The organism is Anaerosolibacter sp., assembly GCF_029240175.1.
Lineage (GTDB): Bacteria > Bacillota > Clostridia > Peptostreptococcales > Thermotaleaceae > Anaerosolibacter.
The window spans coordinates 77,350-98,916 of sequence record NZ_JARBTM010000008.1; the positions used below are offsets into that span (position 1 = coordinate 77,350).

The 21,567-nt window shown below is 39.1% G+C and carries 17 protein-coding genes and 1 pseudogene; 14 read left to right on the plus strand and 4 right to left on the minus strand.

The features are described from left to right. Positions 1 to 75 precede the first annotated feature (75 nt). The 11 genes and pseudogenes from ftcD (at position 76) to K0R93_RS07685 (ending at position 14,336) form a co-directional block, all read left to right on the plus strand. The gene (gene ftcD / locus K0R93_RS07635; RefSeq protein ID WP_300299627.1) at positions 76 to 981 is read left to right on the plus strand and encodes a glutamate formimidoyltransferase; all 906 of its coding nucleotides are present in this window, start codon (positions 76 to 78) and stop codon (positions 979 to 981) included. 4 nt (positions 982 to 985) lie between these two features. Next, positions 986 to 2,251 carry an imidazolonepropionase gene (gene hutI / locus K0R93_RS07640; protein ID WP_300299629.1) on the plus strand — a complete coding sequence of 422 codons (1,266 nt, stop codon included), beginning with the start codon at positions 986 to 988 and terminating at the stop codon, positions 2,249 to 2,251. A gap of 187 nt (positions 2,252 to 2,438) precedes the next feature. Next, on the plus strand, positions 2,439 to 3,056 hold the full coding sequence (locus K0R93_RS07645) for a cyclodeaminase/cyclohydrolase family protein (protein ID WP_300299631.1): 618 nt from the start codon (positions 2,439 to 2,441) through the stop codon (positions 3,054 to 3,056). A gap of 101 nt (positions 3,057 to 3,157) precedes the next feature. Continuing rightward, the gene (locus K0R93_RS07650) at positions 3,158 to 6,220 is read left to right on the plus strand and encodes an AAA family ATPase (RefSeq protein WP_300299633.1); all 3,063 of its coding nucleotides are present in this window, start codon (positions 3,158 to 3,160) and stop codon (positions 6,218 to 6,220) included. A gap of 64 nt (positions 6,221 to 6,284) precedes the next feature. Further along, entirely contained in the window at positions 6,285 to 6,971 is a 687-nt protein-coding gene (locus K0R93_RS07655) for a TIGR00266 family protein (protein WP_300299635.1), read from the plus strand. A 332-nt stretch (positions 6,972 to 7,303) separates the two neighbouring features. Next, positions 7,304 to 7,993, plus strand: coding sequence for a phosphatase PAP2 family protein (locus tag K0R93_RS07660; protein ID WP_300299637.1), 690 nt, complete (start codon positions 7,304 to 7,306; stop codon positions 7,991 to 7,993). Between the two features lie 212 nt (positions 7,994 to 8,205). After that, on the plus strand, positions 8,206 to 8,490 hold the full coding sequence (groES, locus tag K0R93_RS07665; protein ID WP_300299639.1) for a co-chaperone GroES: 285 nt from the start codon (positions 8,206 to 8,208) through the stop codon (positions 8,488 to 8,490). Positions 8,491 to 8,523: 33 nt separating this feature from the next. Then, positions 8,524 to 10,155: a chaperonin GroEL gene (gene groL / locus K0R93_RS07670; protein WP_300299641.1), complete on the plus strand. Its 1,632-nt coding sequence runs from the start codon at positions 8,524 to 8,526 to the stop codon at positions 10,153 to 10,155. 761 nt (positions 10,156 to 10,916) lie between these two features. Then, the gene (locus K0R93_RS07675) at positions 10,917 to 13,364 is read left to right on the plus strand and encodes a CARDB domain-containing protein (RefSeq protein ID WP_300299643.1); all 2,448 of its coding nucleotides are present in this window, start codon (positions 10,917 to 10,919) and stop codon (positions 13,362 to 13,364) included. 675 nt (positions 13,365 to 14,039) lie between these two features. Beyond that, positions 14,040 to 14,117, plus strand: a pseudogene (locus K0R93_RS19295) (hypothetical protein); the annotation flags it as partial. A gap of 81 nt (positions 14,118 to 14,198) precedes the next feature. Beyond that, positions 14,199 to 14,336, plus strand: a complete 138-nt coding sequence (locus K0R93_RS07685; RefSeq protein WP_300299647.1) for a helix-turn-helix domain-containing protein — start codon at positions 14,199 to 14,201, stop codon at positions 14,334 to 14,336. 1,165 nt (positions 14,337 to 15,501) lie between these two features. Here the strand turns inward: K0R93_RS07685 and K0R93_RS07690 are convergent. The 3 genes from K0R93_RS07690 to K0R93_RS07700 all read right to left on the minus strand — a co-directional run bounded on the left by K0R93_RS07690 (position 15,502) and on the right by K0R93_RS07700 (position 16,852). Beyond that, positions 15,502 to 15,999, minus strand: coding sequence for a hypothetical protein (locus K0R93_RS07690; RefSeq protein WP_300299649.1), 498 nt, complete (start codon positions 15,997 to 15,999; stop codon positions 15,502 to 15,504). Positions 16,000 to 16,301: 302 nt separating this feature from the next. After that, positions 16,302 to 16,580 carry a spore coat protein gene (locus tag K0R93_RS07695; protein WP_300299651.1) on the minus strand — a complete coding sequence of 93 codons (279 nt, stop codon included), beginning with the start codon at positions 16,578 to 16,580 and terminating at the stop codon, positions 16,302 to 16,304. A gap of 56 nt (positions 16,581 to 16,636) precedes the next feature. Further along, on the minus strand, positions 16,637 to 16,852 hold the full coding sequence (locus K0R93_RS07700; RefSeq protein WP_300299653.1) for a hypothetical protein: 216 nt from the start codon (positions 16,850 to 16,852) through the stop codon (positions 16,637 to 16,639). Positions 16,853 to 17,094: 242 nt separating this feature from the next. Here K0R93_RS07700 and K0R93_RS07705 point away from each other — a divergent pair, with 242 nt between their 5' ends. From K0R93_RS07705 to K0R93_RS07715, 3 genes are all read left to right on the plus strand, one after another. Beyond that, positions 17,095 to 17,271: a hypothetical protein gene (locus K0R93_RS07705; RefSeq protein ID WP_300299655.1), complete on the plus strand. Its 177-nt coding sequence runs from the start codon at positions 17,095 to 17,097 to the stop codon at positions 17,269 to 17,271. A 25-nt stretch (positions 17,272 to 17,296) separates the two neighbouring features. Then, complete coding sequence (locus K0R93_RS07710; RefSeq protein WP_300299657.1) at positions 17,297 to 17,491, plus strand: hypothetical protein; 195 nt, start codon at positions 17,297 to 17,299, stop codon at positions 17,489 to 17,491. A gap of 283 nt (positions 17,492 to 17,774) precedes the next feature. Beyond that, a complete protein-coding gene (locus K0R93_RS07715) occupies positions 17,775 to 21,212 on the plus strand; it encodes a pyruvate carboxylase (protein WP_300299659.1) in 3,438 nt (1,145 codons plus the stop codon). 116 nt (positions 21,213 to 21,328) lie between these two features. Here K0R93_RS07715 and K0R93_RS07720 read toward each other — a convergent pair whose 3' ends face one another. Next, positions 21,329 to 21,511, minus strand: a complete 183-nt coding sequence (locus K0R93_RS07720; protein WP_300299661.1) for a hypothetical protein — start codon at positions 21,509 to 21,511, stop codon at positions 21,329 to 21,331. Between the last annotated feature and the right edge of the window lie 56 nt (positions 21,512 to 21,567).

A 21,567-nucleotide genomic window follows, 5' to 3' on the forward strand; every position in this document is an offset into this window, starting at 1 on the left:
ATTGTTTTATCTTTTGCCAGTGGCGAGTAGCGAGCAGCGAGTAGCCACTAACCCAAAGAGAAAGGTGGATCATCCATGAGTAATGTAAAAAAAATCATCGAGTGTGTACCAAACTTTAGTGAAGGCAGAGACTTAGAAAAAATCGAGAAAATTGTGAGCCCTTTCAGAGGTAAAGATGGCGTAAAGCTTTTGGACTACAGTAGGGATGAAGATCACAACAGACTGGTGGTTACTGTGGTGGGAGAACCAGAAGCAGTAAAAAATGCCGTGGTTGAAGCCATGGGTGTGGCTGTTGAAGTGATTGATATGACCAAGCATCAAGGACAACATCCAAGAATGGGTGCTGTGGACGTGGTACCTTTTATTCCAGTAAAAAATGTAAGTATGACGGAGGCAGTAGAGTTAGCCAAGGAAGTTGCTAAGGAAGCATCGGAGAAATATGGATTGCCAATCTTCCTCTATGAAAAGGCAGCAACCAATCCTACCAGAGAGAATCTTGCCAATATTCGTAAGGGCGAGTTTGAAGGGATGATTGAAAAGATCAAGCAGGCAGATTGGACGCCTGATTATGGTCCAGCAGAAATCCATCCTACAGCAGGAACTACAGCAGTGGGTGCTAGAATGCCATTGGTAGCATTCAATGTGAATTTAAATACAAATGACATAGAAATTGCCAACAAGATTGCAAAAAATGTAAGATTCCTAAACGGCGGGTTACGTTTCTGCAAGGCTATCGGCATTGACCTAAAAGAACGAGGCATTGTTCAAATCTCCATGAATATGACGGATTATACAAAAACGGCCCTTTACAGAGCATTTGAATTGATTCGCATCGAAGCCAGAAGGTATGGTGTGAGTATCGTAGGCAGTGAAATCATCGGATTGGTACCGATGGAAGCGCTAATCGATACAGCAGTATATTATCTAGGTGTAGAGGATTTCTCCATGGAGCAGATTCTTGAAGCCAGGATGATGGAGTAGGCTTATGAAAAAGGGAAATGTATTGATCAAAAATGCAGCAGAGTTGGTAACTTGCAGCGGTTTTCATGGAAAAAAGGGCCAAGAAATGAACGATTTACATGTGATTCCCAATGGTGCAGTGGTGATCGAAGAAGGCGTCATCAAAGCAGTGGGAACCACGGAGGAGATTTTAAAGAACTATCAAGAAACTGACTATGACGTGATTGATGCTGCAGGAAAGGCTGTATTGCCTGGTTTTGTAGATTCTCATACCCATTTTGTCTTCGGAGGCTATCGTGCCGAGGAGTTCTCCTGGAGACTTCGTGGCGACAGCTATATGGAGATCATGGAGAGAGGCGGCGGGATTATCAACTCTGTGAGAGCCACCGCTGAAGCTACCAAGGAAGAACTCCATCGCGCTGGAAAGAAGAGATTGGATTCCATGCTTTCCTTTGGTGTAACAACAGTAGAGGGTAAAAGCGGCTATGGATTAGATTATGATACAGAGATCAAACAATTAGAGGTTATGGATGCATTAGATCAAGAGCATCCTATGGATATCGTTAAAACATTCTTAGGTGCCCATGCTGTTCCTAAAGACTATAAGGGCAGAGAAGATGAATTCATTGATTATATCATTGAGAAGGTACTGCCTACGGTGGCAGAGCGAAATTTAGCAGCCTTTTGTGATATCTTCTGTGAGAAAAATGTATTCTCTGTGGAGCAGTCTAGAAGGCTGTTGACAAAGGCGAAGGAAATGGGGATGCAGGTAAAGCTCCATGCAGATGAAATCGTACAGCTTGGTGGCGCAGAGTTAGCAGCTGAGTTGGGTGCTGTTTCTGCAGACCACTTACTGCAAGCTTCCGATCAAGGAATCGCAGATATGGCCAAGGCAGGGGTTGTGGCTACGTTGTTACCATGTACAGCTTTTAGCTTGCGTGAACATTATGCTAGAGGAAGATACATGATTGACCAAGGCTGTGCTGTGGCATTGGCATCAGACCTAAATCCAGGCAGCTGCTTTACAGAGTCGATTCCACTGGTATTCGCGCTAGCTACCTTATACATGAAAATGTCCATCGAAGAGGCTGTGACGGCGTTGACCATTAATGGTGCTGCCGCTGTGGGCCGTGCCGACCAAATTGGAAGTATTGACGTGGGTAAACAAGGAGATGTCATCATCCTCGAATTCCCATCCTACAAGTATATTCCATATCACATCGCTGTAAGCACTGTAGAAAAGGTTGTGAAAAAAGGCGTGTTGGTGTTTGATAAAGAAGTGAAGGGTTAGAGGGTGAGAAGCGCTACTCGCTGCTCGCCAAAGATTTTTTTAGTCTTTGCGAGAAGCGAAAAGCGAATAGCGAGCAGCCAAGTATTTTCTGTACCGGATACCGTGCACCGCGTACCGAAGGCAGGTGCAGCATAGAGATGGGGATAAAATTATATGCATCAATAAAATACGAATGGGGTGTATACATATGTTAGCAGAAATGAGTGTAAAGGCTTTTTTAGATGAGACGGCTTCCAGTGCACCGGTACCAGGCGGCGGTAGTGTGGCAGCGCTGAGTGCAGGGGTGGCAGCTGCCTTAACGGAGATGGTTGCAAATCTAACCATCGGTAAGAAGAACTATGAGGGTGTGGAAGAGGAGATGAAAACCATCTCTGGGTACAGCGCCAAGTTTAGAGCCAAATTTGTAGAAGATATCGATCGTGACTCTGATGCATTTAATGAAGTAATGGCAGCTTTCAAGTTACCGAAGGCAACGGACGAAGAAATGGAAGCTAGAAAAGCAGCAATTCAGGAGGCTACAAAAAAAGCTGCATTGGTGCCGCTAGAAGTGGCAAGGGATGCTTTTGGCATGTTGGAATCCATCGCAGCTGTGGTAGAAAAGGGTAACAAAAACGCAGTAACAGACGGAGCTGTGGCAGCCATGATGACAAGAACTGCAGTTCTTTCAGCCCTATATAATGTAAAGATTAACTTAGGATCTATAAAGGATCAAAGCTTTGTAGAAGAAGTGAGTAAGGAAGTAGAGGCTTTAGAATCTAAAGTAGGAAATCTTGAACAAGAAATATTAGCCAAAGTAGTACTTTAATAAAACCCCCATAGCCCTTCAAAGGGCTATGGGGGTTTTTTCCCATCCCATTATCGTATATAATGGATAGTAAGAAACCCATTAGACAGGCTGGTGATGAGATGGATTCCATTCAAGTAAAGATGCTGCAGGCGCCTATGGTATTTAAAAATCAAGAGCAGATTATATTTCCCTTTCGAAAGGCAGAGGCCTTATTCTACTATCTGCTCATCAATGGACAGGCATCCAGGGACGAGCTGGTAGACTTACTGTGGGGTGAGGCGGAGGAGGAGACGGCCAAGAAAAACCTTCGCCATGCCATGTATAAAATTCGGAAGGCCTTTGATCTGGATATCATCATATCTCCTCAAAAGTCCTTGGTGATGATCAATCCAGAGATTGAAATGTTTACAGATATTCAAAGGTTCATATCAGATGAGGAAAGTGGAATCGGTGCCTATAGAGGTGAATTTCTCCAAGGGTTTTTGGTGAAGGATGGAGAAAAATTTGAAGAATGGATGTTCCGAAGTCGAGAGTATTATCGGGATCTTTATATAGCAAAGCTTTATGATCGGATGTACCAGTACCTAGAAAAAGGAGAACTCCGGCGGGTGGAATACTATGGAAAGCTATTGGTAGAGGTAGACCCCTTTGATGAGGGAGCTTATCGCATGCTGATGGATGTTTATAGCAGAGAAGGTGCATATCATAAAGCGATAGATCTCTATAAAAGGCTGGAGGAGATACTGAATCAAGAACTGGGTATTACCCCTGATCACGAGACAAAGGCAGTGTATGAGGAGGCCCTAGGGAGAAGAAATAGAGAGAATACCCAAAAGGAGAAATACGGGAGTCAGGCATTTTTCTATGGACGCCATGGAGAATTGGGCTTGATGGAAAAGCACTATGAAAGCTTTATACAAGGGCAGAGGGCACCTTCTACACTAATTATCGGAGAAGCCGGGGTTGGAAAAACGAAGCTAAAGGAGCGGTTTTTAGAGGGAATACATGGTTTGGATACCTATATCCTCCAAGCCAACTGCTACCAGGCAGAAGAAGGATACCCACTGAAGCCCTGGCATCAGATTTTCACAGACCTGGGGGAAATCGTAAGGAAAGAAAAGATTGCTGTTCCTCAGTTATGGAAGAATATAATCCTCCGTTTGTTTCCAGGGTTTGATCCAGAGGCAACGGGGTTGGGTGATAACCCAGTCGAAGGAATCGACCGAGTAAAGTATCATACGGCTGAGGAAGCCATCCTGGGCGTATTGAAAAAAATAGCTTTGAAGAAAAAAATAATTTTAGCGTTCGAGGATACCCAATGGATGGATGCAACCAGTATTGGTCTCTTAAGCTTTGTACTGCGTCATCAAGGACAGAATCGAATCATGTTGATAGGTACCTGCAGGAATGGCCATGATAGACGGATGGAGCAGTTCATTACAAATATGGTCAAAGATCAGCTGCTGGATAAGATTTGTCTTGCCAGGTTTACCAAGGAAGAGGTTGATGACTTTATTGAGAAGGCCATTCCAGGGAGTAAGATAGAAAAACCTCTCAAGGAACGAATTTATCAGGAGACAGAAGGGAATGCCTTTTTCCTCATGGAGCTGTTAAATACCCTCAAAGAGAAGGGGACTGTCGGTGAGATTTCAGGCACAGGTCAGGATATTTTAAAGAGTAGGATTGTGGATATTTCAGAGGAGGCAATGAAACTATTAAACATTGCATCTTTATTCTTTGACCGTGTTACCTTGGATATGCTCCAAACCATCAGTGGGAAAGATGAACTTGAGATTTTAGACCGAATGGAGGAGTTGGAAAAAAGATATATTTTAAAGGAGGTTGAACAGAATGAAGAAATCAGCTTTGAGTTTACCCATCATAAGCTGAGAGAATTTATTTACGGCCTTCAATCAATAGGAAGAAGAAAGGTTCTCCACCATCGCATCGGACAAATATTGGAGCAAAACCTGCAGCATGATTATCGTGATAAATTTGTATACTCTAGGTTGATTTATCACTTTTCCAATGGAGGTAATCGTCTGGCAGCTTTGAGATATCGTATTAAAAATCTGGATGATTATTCAGATTTCAGCCATGAGCTTTTTCCCATTCTTTATGATGAGGAGATGGAGGATGAGAAAATCGTCTATCTCAATCAGGAGGAGTCTATCAAGTACTTAAACGATTTAGAACAGCAGCTAAAGGAAGTGCAGAAGACAGAGAAGGATCAACAGGAACTGGCGCAATTGGAAATCGCTTTTTATCATACAAAGGGTAGATACTGCATTCAAGAAGGTGAGTATAACCAAGGGATCGAAGCTATACAAAAAATGATTGAGGGAGCAGAAAAAACAGAGGATTTTGGTTACATGCTCAAGGGATATCGACAAATGGTATACTATGGAATTCAGGTCCATCAAACCACATTGATGCAAGAATACTTAACCAAAGGGATTTCTTTGGCTAGAAAGACCCAGCATCAGAAAGAAATGGGGATTCTTTTAAGGCTGCAGGGACTACAGCGGCTGATGGTAGGCGCCTATGAAGAAGCACAAGAAATTTTAAAAGAATCTATTCATATCTTTGAGATGTTGAGCCAACGGGAAGATCGATATGCATTGAACATTGCTGCAGCTTATAATTATATGGGAGAAATTCGACGATGCAATATGAAATTTGCCGGTGCATTATATTATTATGATAAGGCCATGGATATCTGCAATGAAAGAAAGGTATTTCGGGGCATTACTCTTTTTAATACCAATGCGGGGCAGGCAGCCTTCGATATGGGGGACTATGATCGAGCGAAAAATTATTTTGCCAAAGCCATTGAAACCTATCGCAAAGTTGATACATTTCTGGGCAGATCTACGGCCGAAGGATATATGGCCCTGTTGCTCATTCGAGAAGGAAAGTATCGGGAGGCCCTAGATTCTTTAAAAAGTGCAGATGAATACGGAAGAAAGCTTCAAAGTCCCTATGAGCAGGGACTAATCTGTAGGGTAAAGGCGGAGATCAAGGTACAGATGGAGGTCAACAAAAAGGTAAGGGATGTTTTTGGAAAGTATCTTCCCCTAAGTATTCATGCTTATTGTGATCAGGGTATGGAATTGCTGGGCCAGACAAAATCCTGTTATGAAATAGACATACTAAAGGCCTTAGGCAGAGAAAAAAGCTGATGAAACTGTAAAATTATGTATAAATTTTTCTGTATAGAATAAGTTAATCATGGAGGTGGAAACGATGAAATACGAAATCAGGGGTGGTAGTTTGCCTGTGGTGTTGATGGAGCTCCAGAGGGGTGAAAGTGTATTCACGGAATCCGGAGGTATGGGATGGATGACAGATGATTTCAACATGGAAACAAACATGGAAGGCGGCTTGTTTGGTGGTATAGCTAGAAAACTGGCAGGGGAATCCCTGTTTATGACAACCTATACCTGTGCAGCAGCCAGTGGTACCATTGCTTTTCCTTCATCCTTTCCTGGTAAAATCTTACCTATGGCATTAGGAAACGGACAGAGTGTGATTTGTCAAAAGAAATCATTTCTCTGTGGAGAGCGAGCTGTCAATTTAGAAATCTTTTTCAGGAAGAAGCTAGGATCTGGATTGTTTGGTGGAGAAGGATTTATTCTCCAAAAAATTACGGGACCCGGGCTAGCCTTTATGGAATTTGACGGTGAGGTTGTGGAATATACCCTGGGCAGTGGAGAGGTAATGAAAGTGGATACTGGGCATGTAGCCATGTTTGAGCCAACAGTAAGTTTTGATATTGAGATGCTGAAGGGCTTTAAGAATATGCTGTTTGGCGGCGAAGGTCTGTTCCTGGCAAGACTGCAAGGACCAGGGAAAGTATGGCTCCAGACCATGCCGATACAAAATCTTGCAAAGAATATCATTCCATTTATACCGCCTTCGGGAAAAGATTGATTTAAGGCAAAGATCAGTTGAGAGACTGGTCTTTGATTTTGCAGGAAAATGGGCATTAAGGTTGAGGTTGTAGGGGCGATTCACGAATCGCCCGCAGACCACAGGATCTAAAGCACCTATCATTATGTAGGGAAGGCCCCCTGTGGCCTTCCGTTTGCAGGCAGGGAATATCCTATGAATTATAACGGTGCAATATGGCGGAACGGCACGGGGGCGCGTTCCCTACGATGGTGTTGCCTCCCTAATAAAATATGCAATGGATGATATCAAAAATTGATAGAGAGATAACATTTTAACCAAGACTAACGAAAAAGAAAAAAGGGGAATAAGTTTTGAACAAGAAAATAAACTTACTAAGGGCTCTGAATGAATTTAAGAGATATGCCTTTATAGGTATGACGGTGGCCCTGCTATTGCTATTCATTTTTATACAGTGGATGAACATTACATTGATTGAAAAAAGAATAGATCATATGGATCAGTTTGTGATGGATAGTATCCACAAATACTATAACCCTGCTCTGACAAAAATCGCCTTGGGAATCACCTATTTGGGAGTAGGAAAGTTTTATGTGGTACTTTGTCTTGTCCTATTTTGGCTTTTATATAGGAAAAGAAACTACATAGAGATGATTGCCCTAACGACAACCTTGTTAGGGGGATACGGTTTAAATGAATTGCTAAAGGCAATCATTCAGAGGGAAAGACCGAACCTCTATGATTTGGTCGAGAAGGGGTTTAGCTTTCCCAGTGGTCATGCCATGGTATCCCTATGCTTTTATGGCATGGCAGCTTATCTCATATCCAGAAACACAAAAGAAAGCCGATGGAGATGGGTGGTTGGGATATGGGCTAGCCTTCTGATTGCGGCTATTGGACTTACACGTATTTACCTAGGTGTCCATTGGTTTAGCGATATTGTAGCAGGATTTATTGGGGGCAGTATTTGGCTCATTTGCTGTATTGTAGGCACGGAAGTTGCCCATAGAGCTTATGGAAATAGGAATGCAGAGAAAAAATGAGAAAAAAAAAGTTATAAGACGTATATGGAATAAAATTGAAGATATTTGCCTAAAATATCAAATGTCATTAAAATATGGAAGAAACGGAGATTTGCATATCTGTTTTAGATGGTATACATTATAAATGTGATTAGCACTCAACAGAAGTGAGTGCTAATAAAATAGTCACAAATAATAAAATAATATACAAATCATTCTAAGGAGGGTTTCTAATGAACATCAAACCATTAGGAGACAGAGTTGTTATCAAAAAGCTTGAAGCAGAAGAGAAAACGAAGAGTGGTATCGTGCTTCCAAGCCAGGCAAAAGAGCAACCACAAATGGCTGAAGTTGTAGCTGTAGGCCCAGGCGGTGTGGTAGAAGGAAAAGAAATCAAGATGGAAGTAAAGGTTGGAGATAGAGTGATATTCTCCAAATATGCAGGAACAGAAATTAAATATGATGGTATTGAGTACACAATCCTAAGACAAAATGATGTTTTAGCGATCGTAGAGTAAAAATACTGAATACATAATAGGGAGGTTATTGACATGGCAAAAGAAATTAAGTTCAGTGAAGAAGCACGCCGTAAGTTAGAGACAGGCGTAAATAAATTAGCGGATACAGTAAAGGTTACTCTAGGACCTAAGGGAAGAAATGTAATCCTTGATAAGAAATTTGGTTCTCCAATGATCACAAATGATGGTGTAACCATTGCAAGAGAAATCGAATTAGAAGATGCCTATGAAAATATGGGTGCTCAGTTGGTAAAAGAAGTAGCTACAAAGACAAATGACGTGGCTGGAGACGGTACAACAACAGCTACTTTATTGGCGCAAGCGATCATCAGAGAAGGTTTAAAGAATGTGGCTGCTGGTGCAAATCCAATGATTTTGAAGAAGGGTATCCAGAAATCAGTGGATGTGGCTGTGGATGAGATTAAGAAGATTTCTAAGATTGTAGAATCAAAGGAAGCTATTGCCCAGGTAGCATCTATTTCTGCGGCTGATGACACGATTGGAAGCTTAATTGCTGACGCTATGGAAAGAGTAGGAAAAGATGGTGTTATTACCGTAGAAGAATCAAAATCTATGGGAACATCTCTAGATGTGGTAGAAGGAATGCAGTTTGACAGAGGTTATGTATCTGCATACATGGTAACGGATACGGAGAAAATGGAAGCCGTATTAGAAAATCCATATATCTTAATCACTGACAAGAAGATTGCAAATATCCAAGAATTACTTCCAGTATTAGAGCAAATTGTTCAGCAGGGAAGAAAGCTTTTGATCATTGCTGAAGATATCGAAGGCGAAGCTTTAACAACATTGGTAATCAACAAGCTTAGAGGTACGTTTGAGTGTGTTGCAGTAAAAGCCCCTGGCTTTGGTGATAGAAGAAAAGCAATGCTTCAGGACATCGCTATCTTAACAGGCGGTACAGTAATCTCTGAGGAGTTAGGATTAGAGTTAAAAACAGCTACCGTTGACATGTTAGGTCGTGCCAATAGAGTAAAAGTAGACAAAGAAAACACAACAATCATTGATGGCGCTGGAAACGAGAAAGATATTAAGGATCGTATCCACCAAATCAAAACACAAATCGAAGAAACAACTTCTGAGTTTGATAAAGAAAAGTTACAGGAAAGACTTGCAAAGCTTTCTGGTGGTGTTGCAGTTATCCAAGTAGGTGCTGCTACAGAAACTGAGCTAAAAGAAAGAAAGCTTAGAATTGAAGATGCATTAAACGCTACAAGAGCTGCTGTTGAAGAAGGAATCGTTGTGGGTGGTGGTACAGCACTAATCAATGCGATCCCTGCAGTAGAAGCCTTGGTAAGTGAATTGACTGGCGACGAAAAGACAGGTGCTATGATCATCAGAAGAGCACTAGAAGAGCCAGTAAGACAAATCGCTGCCAATGCAGGATTAGAAGGTTCTGTCATCGTTGAGAAGGTAAGAAATAGTGCAGCAGGCGTAGGCTTTGATGCATTAAATGAAAAATATGTGGATATGATCGAAGCAGGTATCGTAGACCCAACAAAGGTAACTCGTTCAGCGCTGCAAAACGCAGCTTCTGTATCCGCAATGTTGTTAACAACTGAAGCAGCAGTAGTAGATATCAAAGAAGAAAATGCAGGCGGAATGCCAGGTGGTATGCCAGGCGGAATGCCAGGAATGATGTAGTAACCCCTTAAAGCCCTTGAAATCAATGGGTTGAAGGTTGCTAACAAGTAAGATGATAACATTTTGCTAACATTAGAGATTAGAAGCTTTTCATTAGTTCACTGAACTTTTGAGAAGCTTCTTTTTTCATGTCCTTCGTAACATGAAAAAGCTAAATTCCATAGAATATAAGATTTCTCACCCTTTTTTTATGTAGTGATTGTTTCGAAAATGAAGGATTAAAAGACACGCTCGATGAGCTGTTCCGTTAAAAAATAAGACTAGGAGGTATGCATGCCTTCTGGTCTCATTTATTTTCATCGATCTTTCTAGTTCTAAGGATATCATCATAAAGACTGCCGATGAGTTTATCCATTGTACACTCAAGAAGTTCACAAAAATGCAAAATAAATCTTAACTTAACACTTCCTAAACTATTTGACCTTACTGAAAGAAAAAATAGAAAGTGTCCCACATAGAGTTGCGGCGCATGGGCATCCCCCTGTTCATATAAAGATGACTTTGTCATGATTGTCTAGTAGAAATATATTTTTGTTATCTATAGGGCAAACAAGCAATCAGTTATCAAAATAATAAATGTATATAGTATTCGTAATAATGCTATTAAAAAAGTAAAAAAATAGAAAAAATAATAAAAAACTTACAAAATTCTATAAAATATTAAAGATGATGATGATATAATTTTGAAATGTAAATGTGATTACGAATTGTAATTACATTAAGTGTGCCCACATAATTAACATTGAAAGGATGAGTGTATTATGAAAAGGGTAGGAAAATTAATTAGTCTTGTATTAATCATTTGCCTAATGGTACCTTCTTTTACGCTCGGACAAATGATAAATGCATCACCAAAGGAAAACAATGTGGATGATTTCGCTATTACTGCACCAGAAGGATATGATTTTAGTATGTCACTAATAGGGGACATAAGATTATCGGAGAAGATTACTTTACGAGCAAACTTTGGGGACAAGTTAAAAGAAAGAGGAGAGAAATTAAATATCTCTTTATCAAAAGGTATCAAGCACCTAGATGGAGAACTGAAATTCAATCTCGACTCTCAAACAGAGTATAAAGATATAAACGTGCAGGTAGAAGCGTATGGAGAGTATTATATTTCTATAGACGCTGGAGATAAGAGACGAGCTAAAGAATATTCTTTTGAGATTTATGAGAACTACGCTTCGTTTGGACCAAAGTCAAATAAAATTGTATTTGAAAACCTTGAAGAAAATATAAAAAAACTAAAAGCAAATAAGGAGAGTAAAAAGAAAGAAGATAATTCGATTATTTCTATAAAACAAGTTGGCAAAGAGTTGAAGAAAGCAGAAGTAACAATTAAAGATATTTCCATCTCCGAACCTGTTATTGAAGAAATAAATATAACAAAACCAATTGATGGACTGCCTGGAATGCCGGAACCTATTGCTGAGGAGTTAGATGCAACTAAAGATAGTATCAGCGATGAGGACACCGAGATTCCTGAGGAAAACACTGTAGTTGATGAAGTCTATGGTGTTAAGACTCCAGTACGAGGGATTGAAAAATCACTAACTCTACAAGAGACTACACTAAACATAGCAACTGCAGCAAACAGCAGGGGATTAGTTGCTGCTGATATAGTTCCTAAAGTTGCTCCACCATATATAGTGAATACACAATATCCTTTTGAATTCATTTATGGAAATGAAAGTTCTACAAGCAAAAGCAATGTAAAAATTGGCTTATATATAAATGAAACTCAAATTCATACTTTTACCACAACATTGGCAGCAAACACATATTATAAACTATCGGTAAACTTTGGATTACAAAATCCAGGAGTGCATACTTTAAGTATGAAGGTAGACGAAGACTACATACCTAGTACATGTAGTGAAGATTTTTTATGGGCTGCAAAAGTTGGAAAGGCAGTAGAATTTAATGTCACCACTAGTCAAAGTTCCCCTCATATTGTAGGAAATTCTACACCATTTAACGTATCAATTAGAAATATAGGGACACAGTACACAGGACCTCTTTCCTTAAGGGTATTTGACAATAATGTTTCCCAGGGAGACTTAACATTGGTTGACTTACAGCCTGGATATACCATGTCCTTTACAATAGAACTAACAATATACACTGCAGGAAGTCATACTATAAGATTTGTCTTAGATCCTGACCGCTTACAACTTCCTGATTATTATGCAAAAGCATATACTGGTACATGGAAGGATATAACAGATATTCGTGCTAAGTCCATCAGTCTGCTGGGAACGACTCGACCAAAACAAAAAGAAACTGCTCAAGTAAGGGTGGAAATATCTAATGAGGGAACCTTAGACATAAATAACTCCTTTTACGGAACGGTAAATGCACAGAACAGAGATACAGGCGAACTTGTTGAATTAAGAGTATATAGAATCGACGGAATAGCTAAGGGAACTACTCTCGCTGCTACCATTTCATTTGTTGGGCCCGAAAGAGGAAGGTGGACTGTCAGAAATAACGTTAACTATCCACATCAAATTGCTGAAGACATAATAACTAATAATTCTGTAACAGTCCAAACGGTATTTATACTTCCGATTAGTAATACTTCAGCATATACCCAACTCGCGGCTTTAAGCGATATGGCTTATGAAAGCTACAATCCTGAATATATACTAAGGGAGTCTGGATTGAATAATTGGCAACAGATTGAGAACGGTTCAGGGTCAAGTGGATTTAAATATATCATTATGAAAAACACATTAACGAATGAATATGTAATCGCATTCGCTGGATCAGCAGATATAGGTGATTATATAACTGATATAGTTGAAGTTGTAATGGGAAAACATGATGTACAAGTTCCTCAAGCGGAGAATGTAGTACGAAACTTTATTAATGACTATCCAACTGCTAAGTTTGCAATAACAGGTCATTCTCTTGGTGGCTATTTGGCTGCTTGGACTGCTGCACAGATTCAAGATGAAATCATAACTACTAGCAATTTCACCAAAGCATATACTTATAATGCTCCTGGAATTTTTCCGGGGATGGACATAAGAGAATTATCACCACTGTATAGCGAAACAACCAATTTTATTATAAGACAAGATACATTAGTCGGTAATAGTTCATTTGCTATTCGGCATTTAGGCAATGAAATATTTTTCGAAAGTCCAGATTCAGGAATAAAGGCTCATTCTATATATCAATTTTACACACATAATTATTAGAATAGGGCATTCAAGAAGGATTAATTTCCTAACTATAGAAATAAATATATAGAAGAGTAAGATTAGTGTATGATACAAGGGGGAATGATATTATTGTTCTATTAATAACATTTGCATACATGTTTCCTATTTTATACTTATTTAGAATCATATTTGGACTACTTAGGAAGGAATTTATGACTGAAGGTGGGATAAGGCATTTAAGAAAAATTCGCTTAACATCAATGGTTTATTTATTATTAAATGTTATTTTATGGATTCCCCATTCAGTAGCAGGTGCCATGTACTACGGCTCTACAGGCAAAGTTAGTCCTGTAATCGAGTGGATATTTATGTCTTCTTTATGGAGTCCTGTCTTCTCAGCGTTGTGCACAGTCATTTCCAGTATAGGTATAATAGTCTATTCAAAAAATCATAAAAGTACATGATTTTTGAAAATTTTCCTGCCTGATATATATGTACAAACAATATACATCAGACAGGAAAAAATAATAAGTGTTGAAAAATGCGTAAAAAAGGGTAAGCTATTATTTTGAAGATGTTTGATAGCTTACCCTTTTTTAGTAGAAGCAGCACTCACATAGCTGAAAAGAATATGCTCAAGTTATTTGGGAGTACATTGTAATTTTCTTATGGCTATTTTTTACACAAATCGTTGCCACATACCTTGTAAGCTTGAAGGAAAGTATTGATACAACAACTAGCACAGGTAGACTTGTATTTCACATTTTTGCTGCTTTGGCTGAGTTTGAGAGAGATATTCTTAGAGAAAGAACCATGGCCGGATTGGAGTCTGCCAGGGCAAGGGGAAGAAATGGAGGAAGACCTTCTATAATGGATAGTAAAAAAGTATCGTTGGCCAAAACGATGCTATCTGATAAAAATAACTCTGCAGACGATATATGCAAAATATTAGGTGTTTCTAGATCAACCCTTTATAGGGCAATTAAAGATGGAGAAAATATGAATTAGTAAAAGCAGTAAAAATTTTAATTCTTAACGGTATTTGAAGGGCTGAAAGACATGTATACTGAGCTGTTCCGTTAATAAATAATACCTGAAGGTATGAATATCTTCAGGTATTATTTATTTTCGCCGATTTTTAATTTTCACAAGACCTATTAAGCAATAACTCGCTTTTAAATTGTTACATAGAAACTCAAATAAACTTTGAAAGCCAAGATAGAGGTAAGGCAACTCATGATATGCTCCAATGTATAAGCATAATTATTAGAGCAAAATTTATAGAAGGGTAAAATGGATAGCTGTTGAATATATCATATTGTGAACACTTTTTGGCGAAAGGATATCACTGTTATGATTATTTTAATTATACTTGCATATATGTTTCCTGTTATGTACCTACCTAGAATTATAGTAGGTTTACTAAGGAAAGAATTTATCGGAGCTAACGGAATAATTCGCTTAAAGAAAATATGGTGGATATCTCTCATATATCTAGTAATTAATATCATTTTTTGGTATCCCCATTTTATGGTTGGAGGAATGGCATTGTACTCTGGGTCTAGACCAATAAGCACCGAAACTAAAATGCTATTTGATGTTTCGCTATGGAGTCCTGTATTTTCGTTACTATGTTCAATTATAAGTAGTATAGCTTTAAAGATTTATCGAAAACACTAGAATTTCATCTTGCGTTAGAATAAAGATGGCTTATTTCTTTGCACAACAAAATAATAGGTTAAAGAAATAAAAAGATTTAACGAAATGTTGTTAGATTTTTTTATGTGTTCTGAATTGTGAGGTAAGGAAATTGCATAATGAAAGATAAGGACAGTCAATAGAAAGTTGTTTATAAAGGTGTGGATATTAAAATGCATAGTAGTTGTTTATAAGATATAGCATCTGCTATGTTTTCTAAATGGAGAAGAAAGAGCATGAGTTAAATATACAGTTAAAGCAAAAGAGCAGGCTTTTCATCCTGCTAACATTTTGCTAACGCATTGCCGATGGTTCTATTCACATAAATGAATTATGAAAATTAGAAATGTGTATTTTACTAGATTTGATGCACATAGATTTTAAAGAATTGATAACAAAACCTCATAAATTTAATGCCAGGAATGATGTAATAAAGAACCCTCTCTACATGAATGTAGAGAGGGTTTTTATTTATTTAATAAATCTCAACGTTATTGGCATGATAGGTTTCAAGATTTTGAATCACCAGTTCCTTGGTGCTGTCATCTAGCTTATGGAGCACCAAAACAACTTCATTCTTGTTCTTCAGCCAGCTTCGCTTGGAGATGAGGGTATTCATCAAGAATCCTAACAGAGCACCTGCAGCACCACCATAAAAGATAATAAACATGCTAGCGATAAAGGATAAAGTAGATAAACGAAGCATATCCGTATTTAGATAAACCGCTGCGAAGGCAGATAGACCACCGATGAGAAAACCGGTAAATACGCCAAACCATACATCCTCTAATCCAGATGGTGCAATCTCCCGGGAACGTTTAATCAGAACACTGGAGATTTCCTTTTCTGTGTTCTTGGTAATTTCCTTTGGAATTACCGATATGTGGCCTTTAATATTAGGGTTTACTCTCAAAGTTTTCATGCAACGGTTTAGGTCGGGCATGTTTTTGAAAGTAGCAATAATATTATACACAATATCAACTCCTTTCACCTATGAAATTTTAAGCTGCATCCAACACAAAGTTCTTTATATATCTTATACCCTGAGAAGGTAAAAAATATTTAGAATATTATGTATTTATTTTATTATATATAAAAATCAAAGGGAAAGCAAGGGAGTAAGGAGGGCTAGTAGTTAGTGGTTAGTAGTTAATGGTTTTAGGGTGGACATTGTAAGTACTAAAAAAATAAAGATCTAAAAGATAGACATACAAGCCACTATCTACTAGCGACTAACTACTATCCCTTTAGATCTTTTTACCCTTCTATAAAGCTTTACTTCAATTCGCTTTTCATCTGATTGAATTTATCCTTGGCTGTCTGTACGTCTTGTGTGGGTGCCTTTTTCAAGTTGTACCAGCCTCTTTGAGCCATTGCTTTGAAAATGTCTTCTTGATTTGTAAATACATTTTTTTCACAGCCTTCTAACACCTGTCTTAGTTTTGGACAAGAGGACTCTGTAATACCTGCGGTATATGCAGAAGAAACCTGTTTTTCAGACATGAGAAGATCATTCATTAATTCTTTTTCTGTGAAATTTCCTTGGTGCAGCATAGGACAACCTCCTTTGTTTTCCATAGTGGGGGCAATTGTCGTAGGTAAGCGCGTTATTATTGGTGGGAATTTAAGTAAGTTAATAGGGCGTTATAATTTTGCTTATGCCTTTGAGCACCTTGACGACAAATACTTTTTAACTGAGGATCCCTACAATACGCTGCATATTGATCCATTTTTTTGTTCATCATGGATTCGTAGTTCAGCTGATCTTCTAAAACTTTTAGATTGGGTGCATCCAATTGAGGTTTTTGTTGTGTTGAATGGATCATGATGAGCCTGCCTCCTTTATATGAAAAAACTAGATAAAAAACGAAGTGTTTAAGATTATTATGTGAAGAATAGTAATAGATATAGCATGCAAAAAATGAATAGTAGTCTTGATTATAACGGGAAAAGATAATATTAATAAATTTTGCAAAAATTACTGGAAGGGATGACTGCATAAAAATACCAGTAATCTAGATTCATAACCATGGTATGAAAGGAAAAAATAATGATAAGGAGGCATCGTATGGACCACAATAATCAAAGTAGTGACGGATGGGAAAACGTAGAAGAAGCCATAAGGCAGTATTGGACAAAACATAACACAGATCCAAGTAACAGTTGGAGTGAAGTGAAGGATGAAATACGCTTTGGATGGCTGATGGCAAAGCAATTCAATCAGACGAGGGAAAGCATTCATTAAGCATATTGAAAAGGAGGAAAAGTTGATGAATAACTTTATGAGCAAAATTTTTAATGGTCTTCATATGAATGATATGGCGAAGCCGAAAAATAAGCCGACAGCAAGCCAAAATGCAGCTGGAATCATTCAAGATATGCCTGAAAATGTATTGTTTGGTGAAGACTCAGGAGCAATTCCACCAGACGAATTTAAGAATCAATTGGATGACGAGATTCATTAAAGAAGTGTCCTTAGGGTTGCTTCTATATGTAAGAAAAAAGATTGTATAAAAAATTAGAAAATTTAAAATTTAGTGAAGTCATGAAGAAGTGAAAGAATGCATAAACTTTCATCATAAATGAGTAAAACGATTTCCTGAAAAGGAAATCGTTTTACTCATTTATAGGGCCAGATAAGTTTTTTCATATTATTGAAAATAGAAAATGAATAGGATATAATGAACGTTAATATTAAAATTTATTAATAAATATACGTTTGGTATATATAGAATAGGGGAGAAGACAATGCAACAGCATACAAAGTTTAAAAGGGTGTTGGTGGCAAATCGTGGTGAAATTGCCATAAGAGTCTTTAGAGCCTGCCATGAGTTGGGGATTCGGACTGTGGCAATTTATTCCAAGGAAGATCAATGCGCTTTATTTCGGACAAAGGCTGATGAATCCTATTTAATTGGTAAAAACAAAGGCCCTATTGAAGCATATTTAAATATTGATGAAATCATTCGTTTGGCTCTGAAAAAAGGTGTGGATGCCATCCATCCCGGCTATGGATTCCTTTCTGAAAATCCGGAGTTTGCACGTAAATGTGAAGAATCAGGTATTGTGTTTATTGGACCCCATTATACGATGATGGAAAAGCTAGGAGACAAAATCAAGTCTAAGATTGTTGCCAAGGAGTGGGGCGTCCCTACGATTCCAGGCATAGAAAAGGCCGTCGTATCAGAACAAGAAGTGATCCATGCTGCCAATCAATGTGGATACCCAATCATATTGAAGGCTGCAGCCGGCGGCGGCGGTAGAGGTATGCGAATTGTAAGAAAGGAAAGCGACCTTCTCAAAGAATTCCAAAGTGCGAAGAACGAAGCAAAAAAGGCATTTGGCATTGATGACATCTTTGTAGAAAAATATCTGGAAAAGCCAAAGCATATTGAGGTACAAATCCTAGGAGATGCCCATGGCAACATCGTCCATCTCTATGAACGTGATTGTTCTATCCAAAGAAGACATCAAAAAGTCGTGGAGTTTACACCAGCATTCTCCTTATCAGATGAAAAGAGGCAGTCAATTTGTAACGATGCTTTAAAAATTGCCAGGGCTGTGAACTATAAGAATGCAGGAACCATTGAGTTTTTGGTGGATACCCATGGAAATCATTATTTCATCGAGATGAATCCGCGGATACAGGTGGAGCATACGGTTACGGAGATGGTGACGGGGATTGATATCGTACAGAGTCAGATTTTGGTTGCTCAAGGATATCCATTGAATTCTCTGGAGATTGGCATCGCTTCCCAGGAGGATATCCAACCGAGGGGATATGCCATCCAGTGCAGGGTAACCACAGAAGATCCTTCCAATAACTTTGCACCAGATACAGGCAGAATTGATGTATATCGAACAGGTTCAGGATTTGGGATTCGTTTGGACGGGGGCAATGGATTTACTGGTTCAGTTGTAAGTCCTTACTATGACAGCCTATTGGTAAAGACGGTGTCCTACTCAAGAACCTTTGAAGATGCAGCAAAAAAAGCAATCCGTTCCATCAAAGAGCTAACCATTAGCGGTGTGAAGACCAATGCAGCATTTTTGATTAATGTATTAAATCATGAGGACTTCTTAAAGGGTGAATGTGACACAGGATTTTTGGCGAATCATCCTGAGCTTTTTGCGATCGGGCACAAAGCCGATAAAGAGCTCCGGGTGCTTCAATATATTGGTGAAAAGGTAGTAAATGAAACAAAGGGACTCAAAAGGGATTTTGATGTACCTATGGTTCCAAAAGCACCGATGCCTTCCTCTCTTCACGGCACGAAGCAGATTTTGATCGAAAAGGGACCGGAAGGTGTAGTGAACTGGATCAAGGATCAAAAAAAGCTATTGCTTACGGATACCAGCATGAGAGATGCCCATCAGTCCTTAATGGCTACAAGGGTGAGAACCCGGGATATGCTGAAAATTGCGAAGGACACAGCTATTCTTGGTCAAGATTTATTCTCCCTAGAGATGTGGGGCGGCGCTACATTTGATGTGGCCTACAGATTTTTAAAGGAGTCACCTTGGGTAAGGCTGGAGGAATTAAGAAAGAAAATACCGAATGTACTGTTCCAAATGTTGGTGAGAGGTGCAAACGGCGTTGGTTACCGCAACTATCCAGACAATGTGATCCGAGAATTCATCAAGGAATCAGCAAACAGCGGCATCGATGTTTTTAGAATTTTTGACTCTTTGAACTGGCTAAAGGGTATGGAAGTCGCCATTGATGAGGTATTAAAAAACGAAAAAATTGCAGAAGTATGTATGTGTTATACAGGGGATATTTTAGACGAGAGGAAAGATAAGTATTCCTTAGATTATTATGTGAAGATGGGGAAGGAGATTGAAAGAGCAGGTGCCCATATTCTTGCCATTAAAGACATGTCCAGCTTGCTGAAGCCCTATGCTGCATCAAAGCTGATCAAGGCTCTGAAGGATGAAATATCCATCCCTATTCACCTCCATACCCATGATACCAGCGGCAATGGGGTAGCGACCATTCTGATGGCCGCAGAGGCTGGGGTAGATATCGTAGATACAGCCCTAAACAGCTTATCTGGGCTAACGAGTCAGCCAGCGCTTAACTCCATCGTGGCAGCTTTGGAGAATACAGAAAGAGATACGGGCATCCGCTTGAAGGATGTACAGAAGCTTTCAGACTATTGGAGCGATGTTAGACCTGTATATGAGCAGTTTGAATCTGGCTTAAAATCTGGAACAACAGAGATTTATAAATATGAAATCCCAGGGGGGCAATATTCCAACTTAAAGCCCCAGGTGGAAAGCTTTGGTCTAGGTCATCGATTCAACGAAGTAAAAGAAATGTATAAGAAAGCCAATGAAATGCTGGGAGATATTGTAAAAGTAACACCTACGTCCAAGGTGGTAGGGGACCTGGCCATCTTTATGGTACAGAATGATTTGACCCCAGAGAATATTTGCAGCAAGGGAAAAGATTTAGCCTTCCCTGATTCTTCTGTAGATTATTTTAAAGGTCTTTTAGGGCAGCCCATGGGAGGATTCCCAGAAGCATTACAGAATCTAGTTTTAAAAGGAGAACCCCATATCACCACTAGACCAGGAGAATTGTTGGAACCGGAAGATTTTTCTAAAATCGAAAAACATCTAAGCGAAAAATTCAACATTGTGCCGACCATGAGGGATATGCTGGCCTATGCCTTGTATCCTAAGGTCTTTGAAGAATATTTAACCTATATCGCTAAATATGGAGACCTAAGCCGTATGGGCAGTGATGTGTTTTTCCATGGATTGTATGAGGGTGAGACCTGCGAAGTAGAGATCGCTGAAGGAAAGGCATTGATCATTAAGTTGGTAGAAATCGGAAAGGTTAACCATGAGGGCAATCGGCAGATTGTATTCGAAGTCAATGGCAATCGAAGAGAAATTGCCATTGCAGACAAAGCAAGCCAGGTTCGCCTTGATACGAAGACCGTTGCTATGGCAGATCCTTCGAATAACATGGAGGTGGGTGCAAGTATCCCAGGGACTGTGGCCAAGATCTTTGTGCAGCCGGGAGAGACCGTAAAAGAGAATCAAACCCTTATGATCATTGAGGCCATGAAAATGGAAACTAGTGTTGCATCTACCGCCGCAGGTACTGTAGAGTCTGTTTTGGTGAAGGAAGGACAGCAGGTAAAATCAGGAGAATTGTTACTACAGTTAAAATAATTGAAAAGATGCCAGCACAGGGTGAGCCTGGGCTGGCATCTTTGATTCTTACATATAAATTATGTAGTTGAATTCCTTCCTTGATTTGGATAAACTTAAGGATAGGGAGTTTCACTTTATTGGGGATCCCGATGGGTAAGTTTATCAATCTTGTGTACCAGGATTTCCATAGCATCTGCAATTTTTCTATTGGATGTAGCAAGAACATGGAAGAGATAGATCATGTAGATCATGATGCCAAGATAAACCAAGAAGAACAGACCGCCCATGATAGGGAAACCGTAACCAAGCATATTCATCGTATCAACCCCTTTCTATATTTATCATAACACTTAAATATATATCCGTATATACA

Coding starts and splice junctions, on each gene's coding strand:
- ftcD (WP_300299627.1), top strand. CDS start 76: ATGAGTAATGTAAAAAAAATCATCGAGTGTGTACCAAACTTTAGTGAA.
- hutI (WP_300299629.1), top strand. CDS start 986: ATGAAAAAGGGAAATGTATTGATCAAAAATGCAGCAGAGTTGGTAACT.
- K0R93_RS07645 (WP_300299631.1), top strand. CDS start 2,439: ATGTTAGCAGAAATGAGTGTAAAGGCTTTTTTAGATGAGACGGCTTCC.
- K0R93_RS07650 (WP_300299633.1), top strand. CDS start 3,158: ATGGATTCCATTCAAGTAAAGATGCTGCAGGCGCCTATGGTATTTAAA.
- K0R93_RS07655 (WP_300299635.1), top strand. CDS start 6,285: ATGAAATACGAAATCAGGGGTGGTAGTTTGCCTGTGGTGTTGATGGAG.
- groES (WP_300299639.1), top strand. CDS start 8,206: ATGAACATCAAACCATTAGGAGACAGAGTTGTTATCAAAAAGCTTGAA.
- groL (WP_300299641.1), top strand. CDS start 8,524: ATGGCAAAAGAAATTAAGTTCAGTGAAGAAGCACGCCGTAAGTTAGAG.
- K0R93_RS07675 (WP_300299643.1), top strand. CDS start 10,917: ATGAAAAGGGTAGGAAAATTAATTAGTCTTGTATTAATCATTTGCCTA.
- K0R93_RS07685 (WP_300299647.1), top strand. CDS start 14,199: ATGGATAGTAAAAAAGTATCGTTGGCCAAAACGATGCTATCTGATAAA.
- K0R93_RS07695 (WP_300299651.1), bottom strand. CDS start 16,580: ATGCTGCACCAAGGAAATTTCACAGAAAAAGAATTAATGAATGATCTT.
- K0R93_RS07700 (WP_300299653.1), bottom strand. CDS start 16,852: ATGATCCATTCAACACAACAAAAACCTCAATTGGATGCACCCAATCTA.
- K0R93_RS07705 (WP_300299655.1), top strand. CDS start 17,095: ATGGACCACAATAATCAAAGTAGTGACGGATGGGAAAACGTAGAAGAA.
- K0R93_RS07710 (WP_300299657.1), top strand. CDS start 17,297: ATGAATAACTTTATGAGCAAAATTTTTAATGGTCTTCATATGAATGAT.
- K0R93_RS07715 (WP_300299659.1), top strand. CDS start 17,775: ATGCAACAGCATACAAAGTTTAAAAGGGTGTTGGTGGCAAATCGTGGT.
- K0R93_RS07720 (WP_300299661.1), bottom strand. CDS start 21,511: ATGAATATGCTTGGTTACGGTTTCCCTATCATGGGCGGTCTGTTCTTC.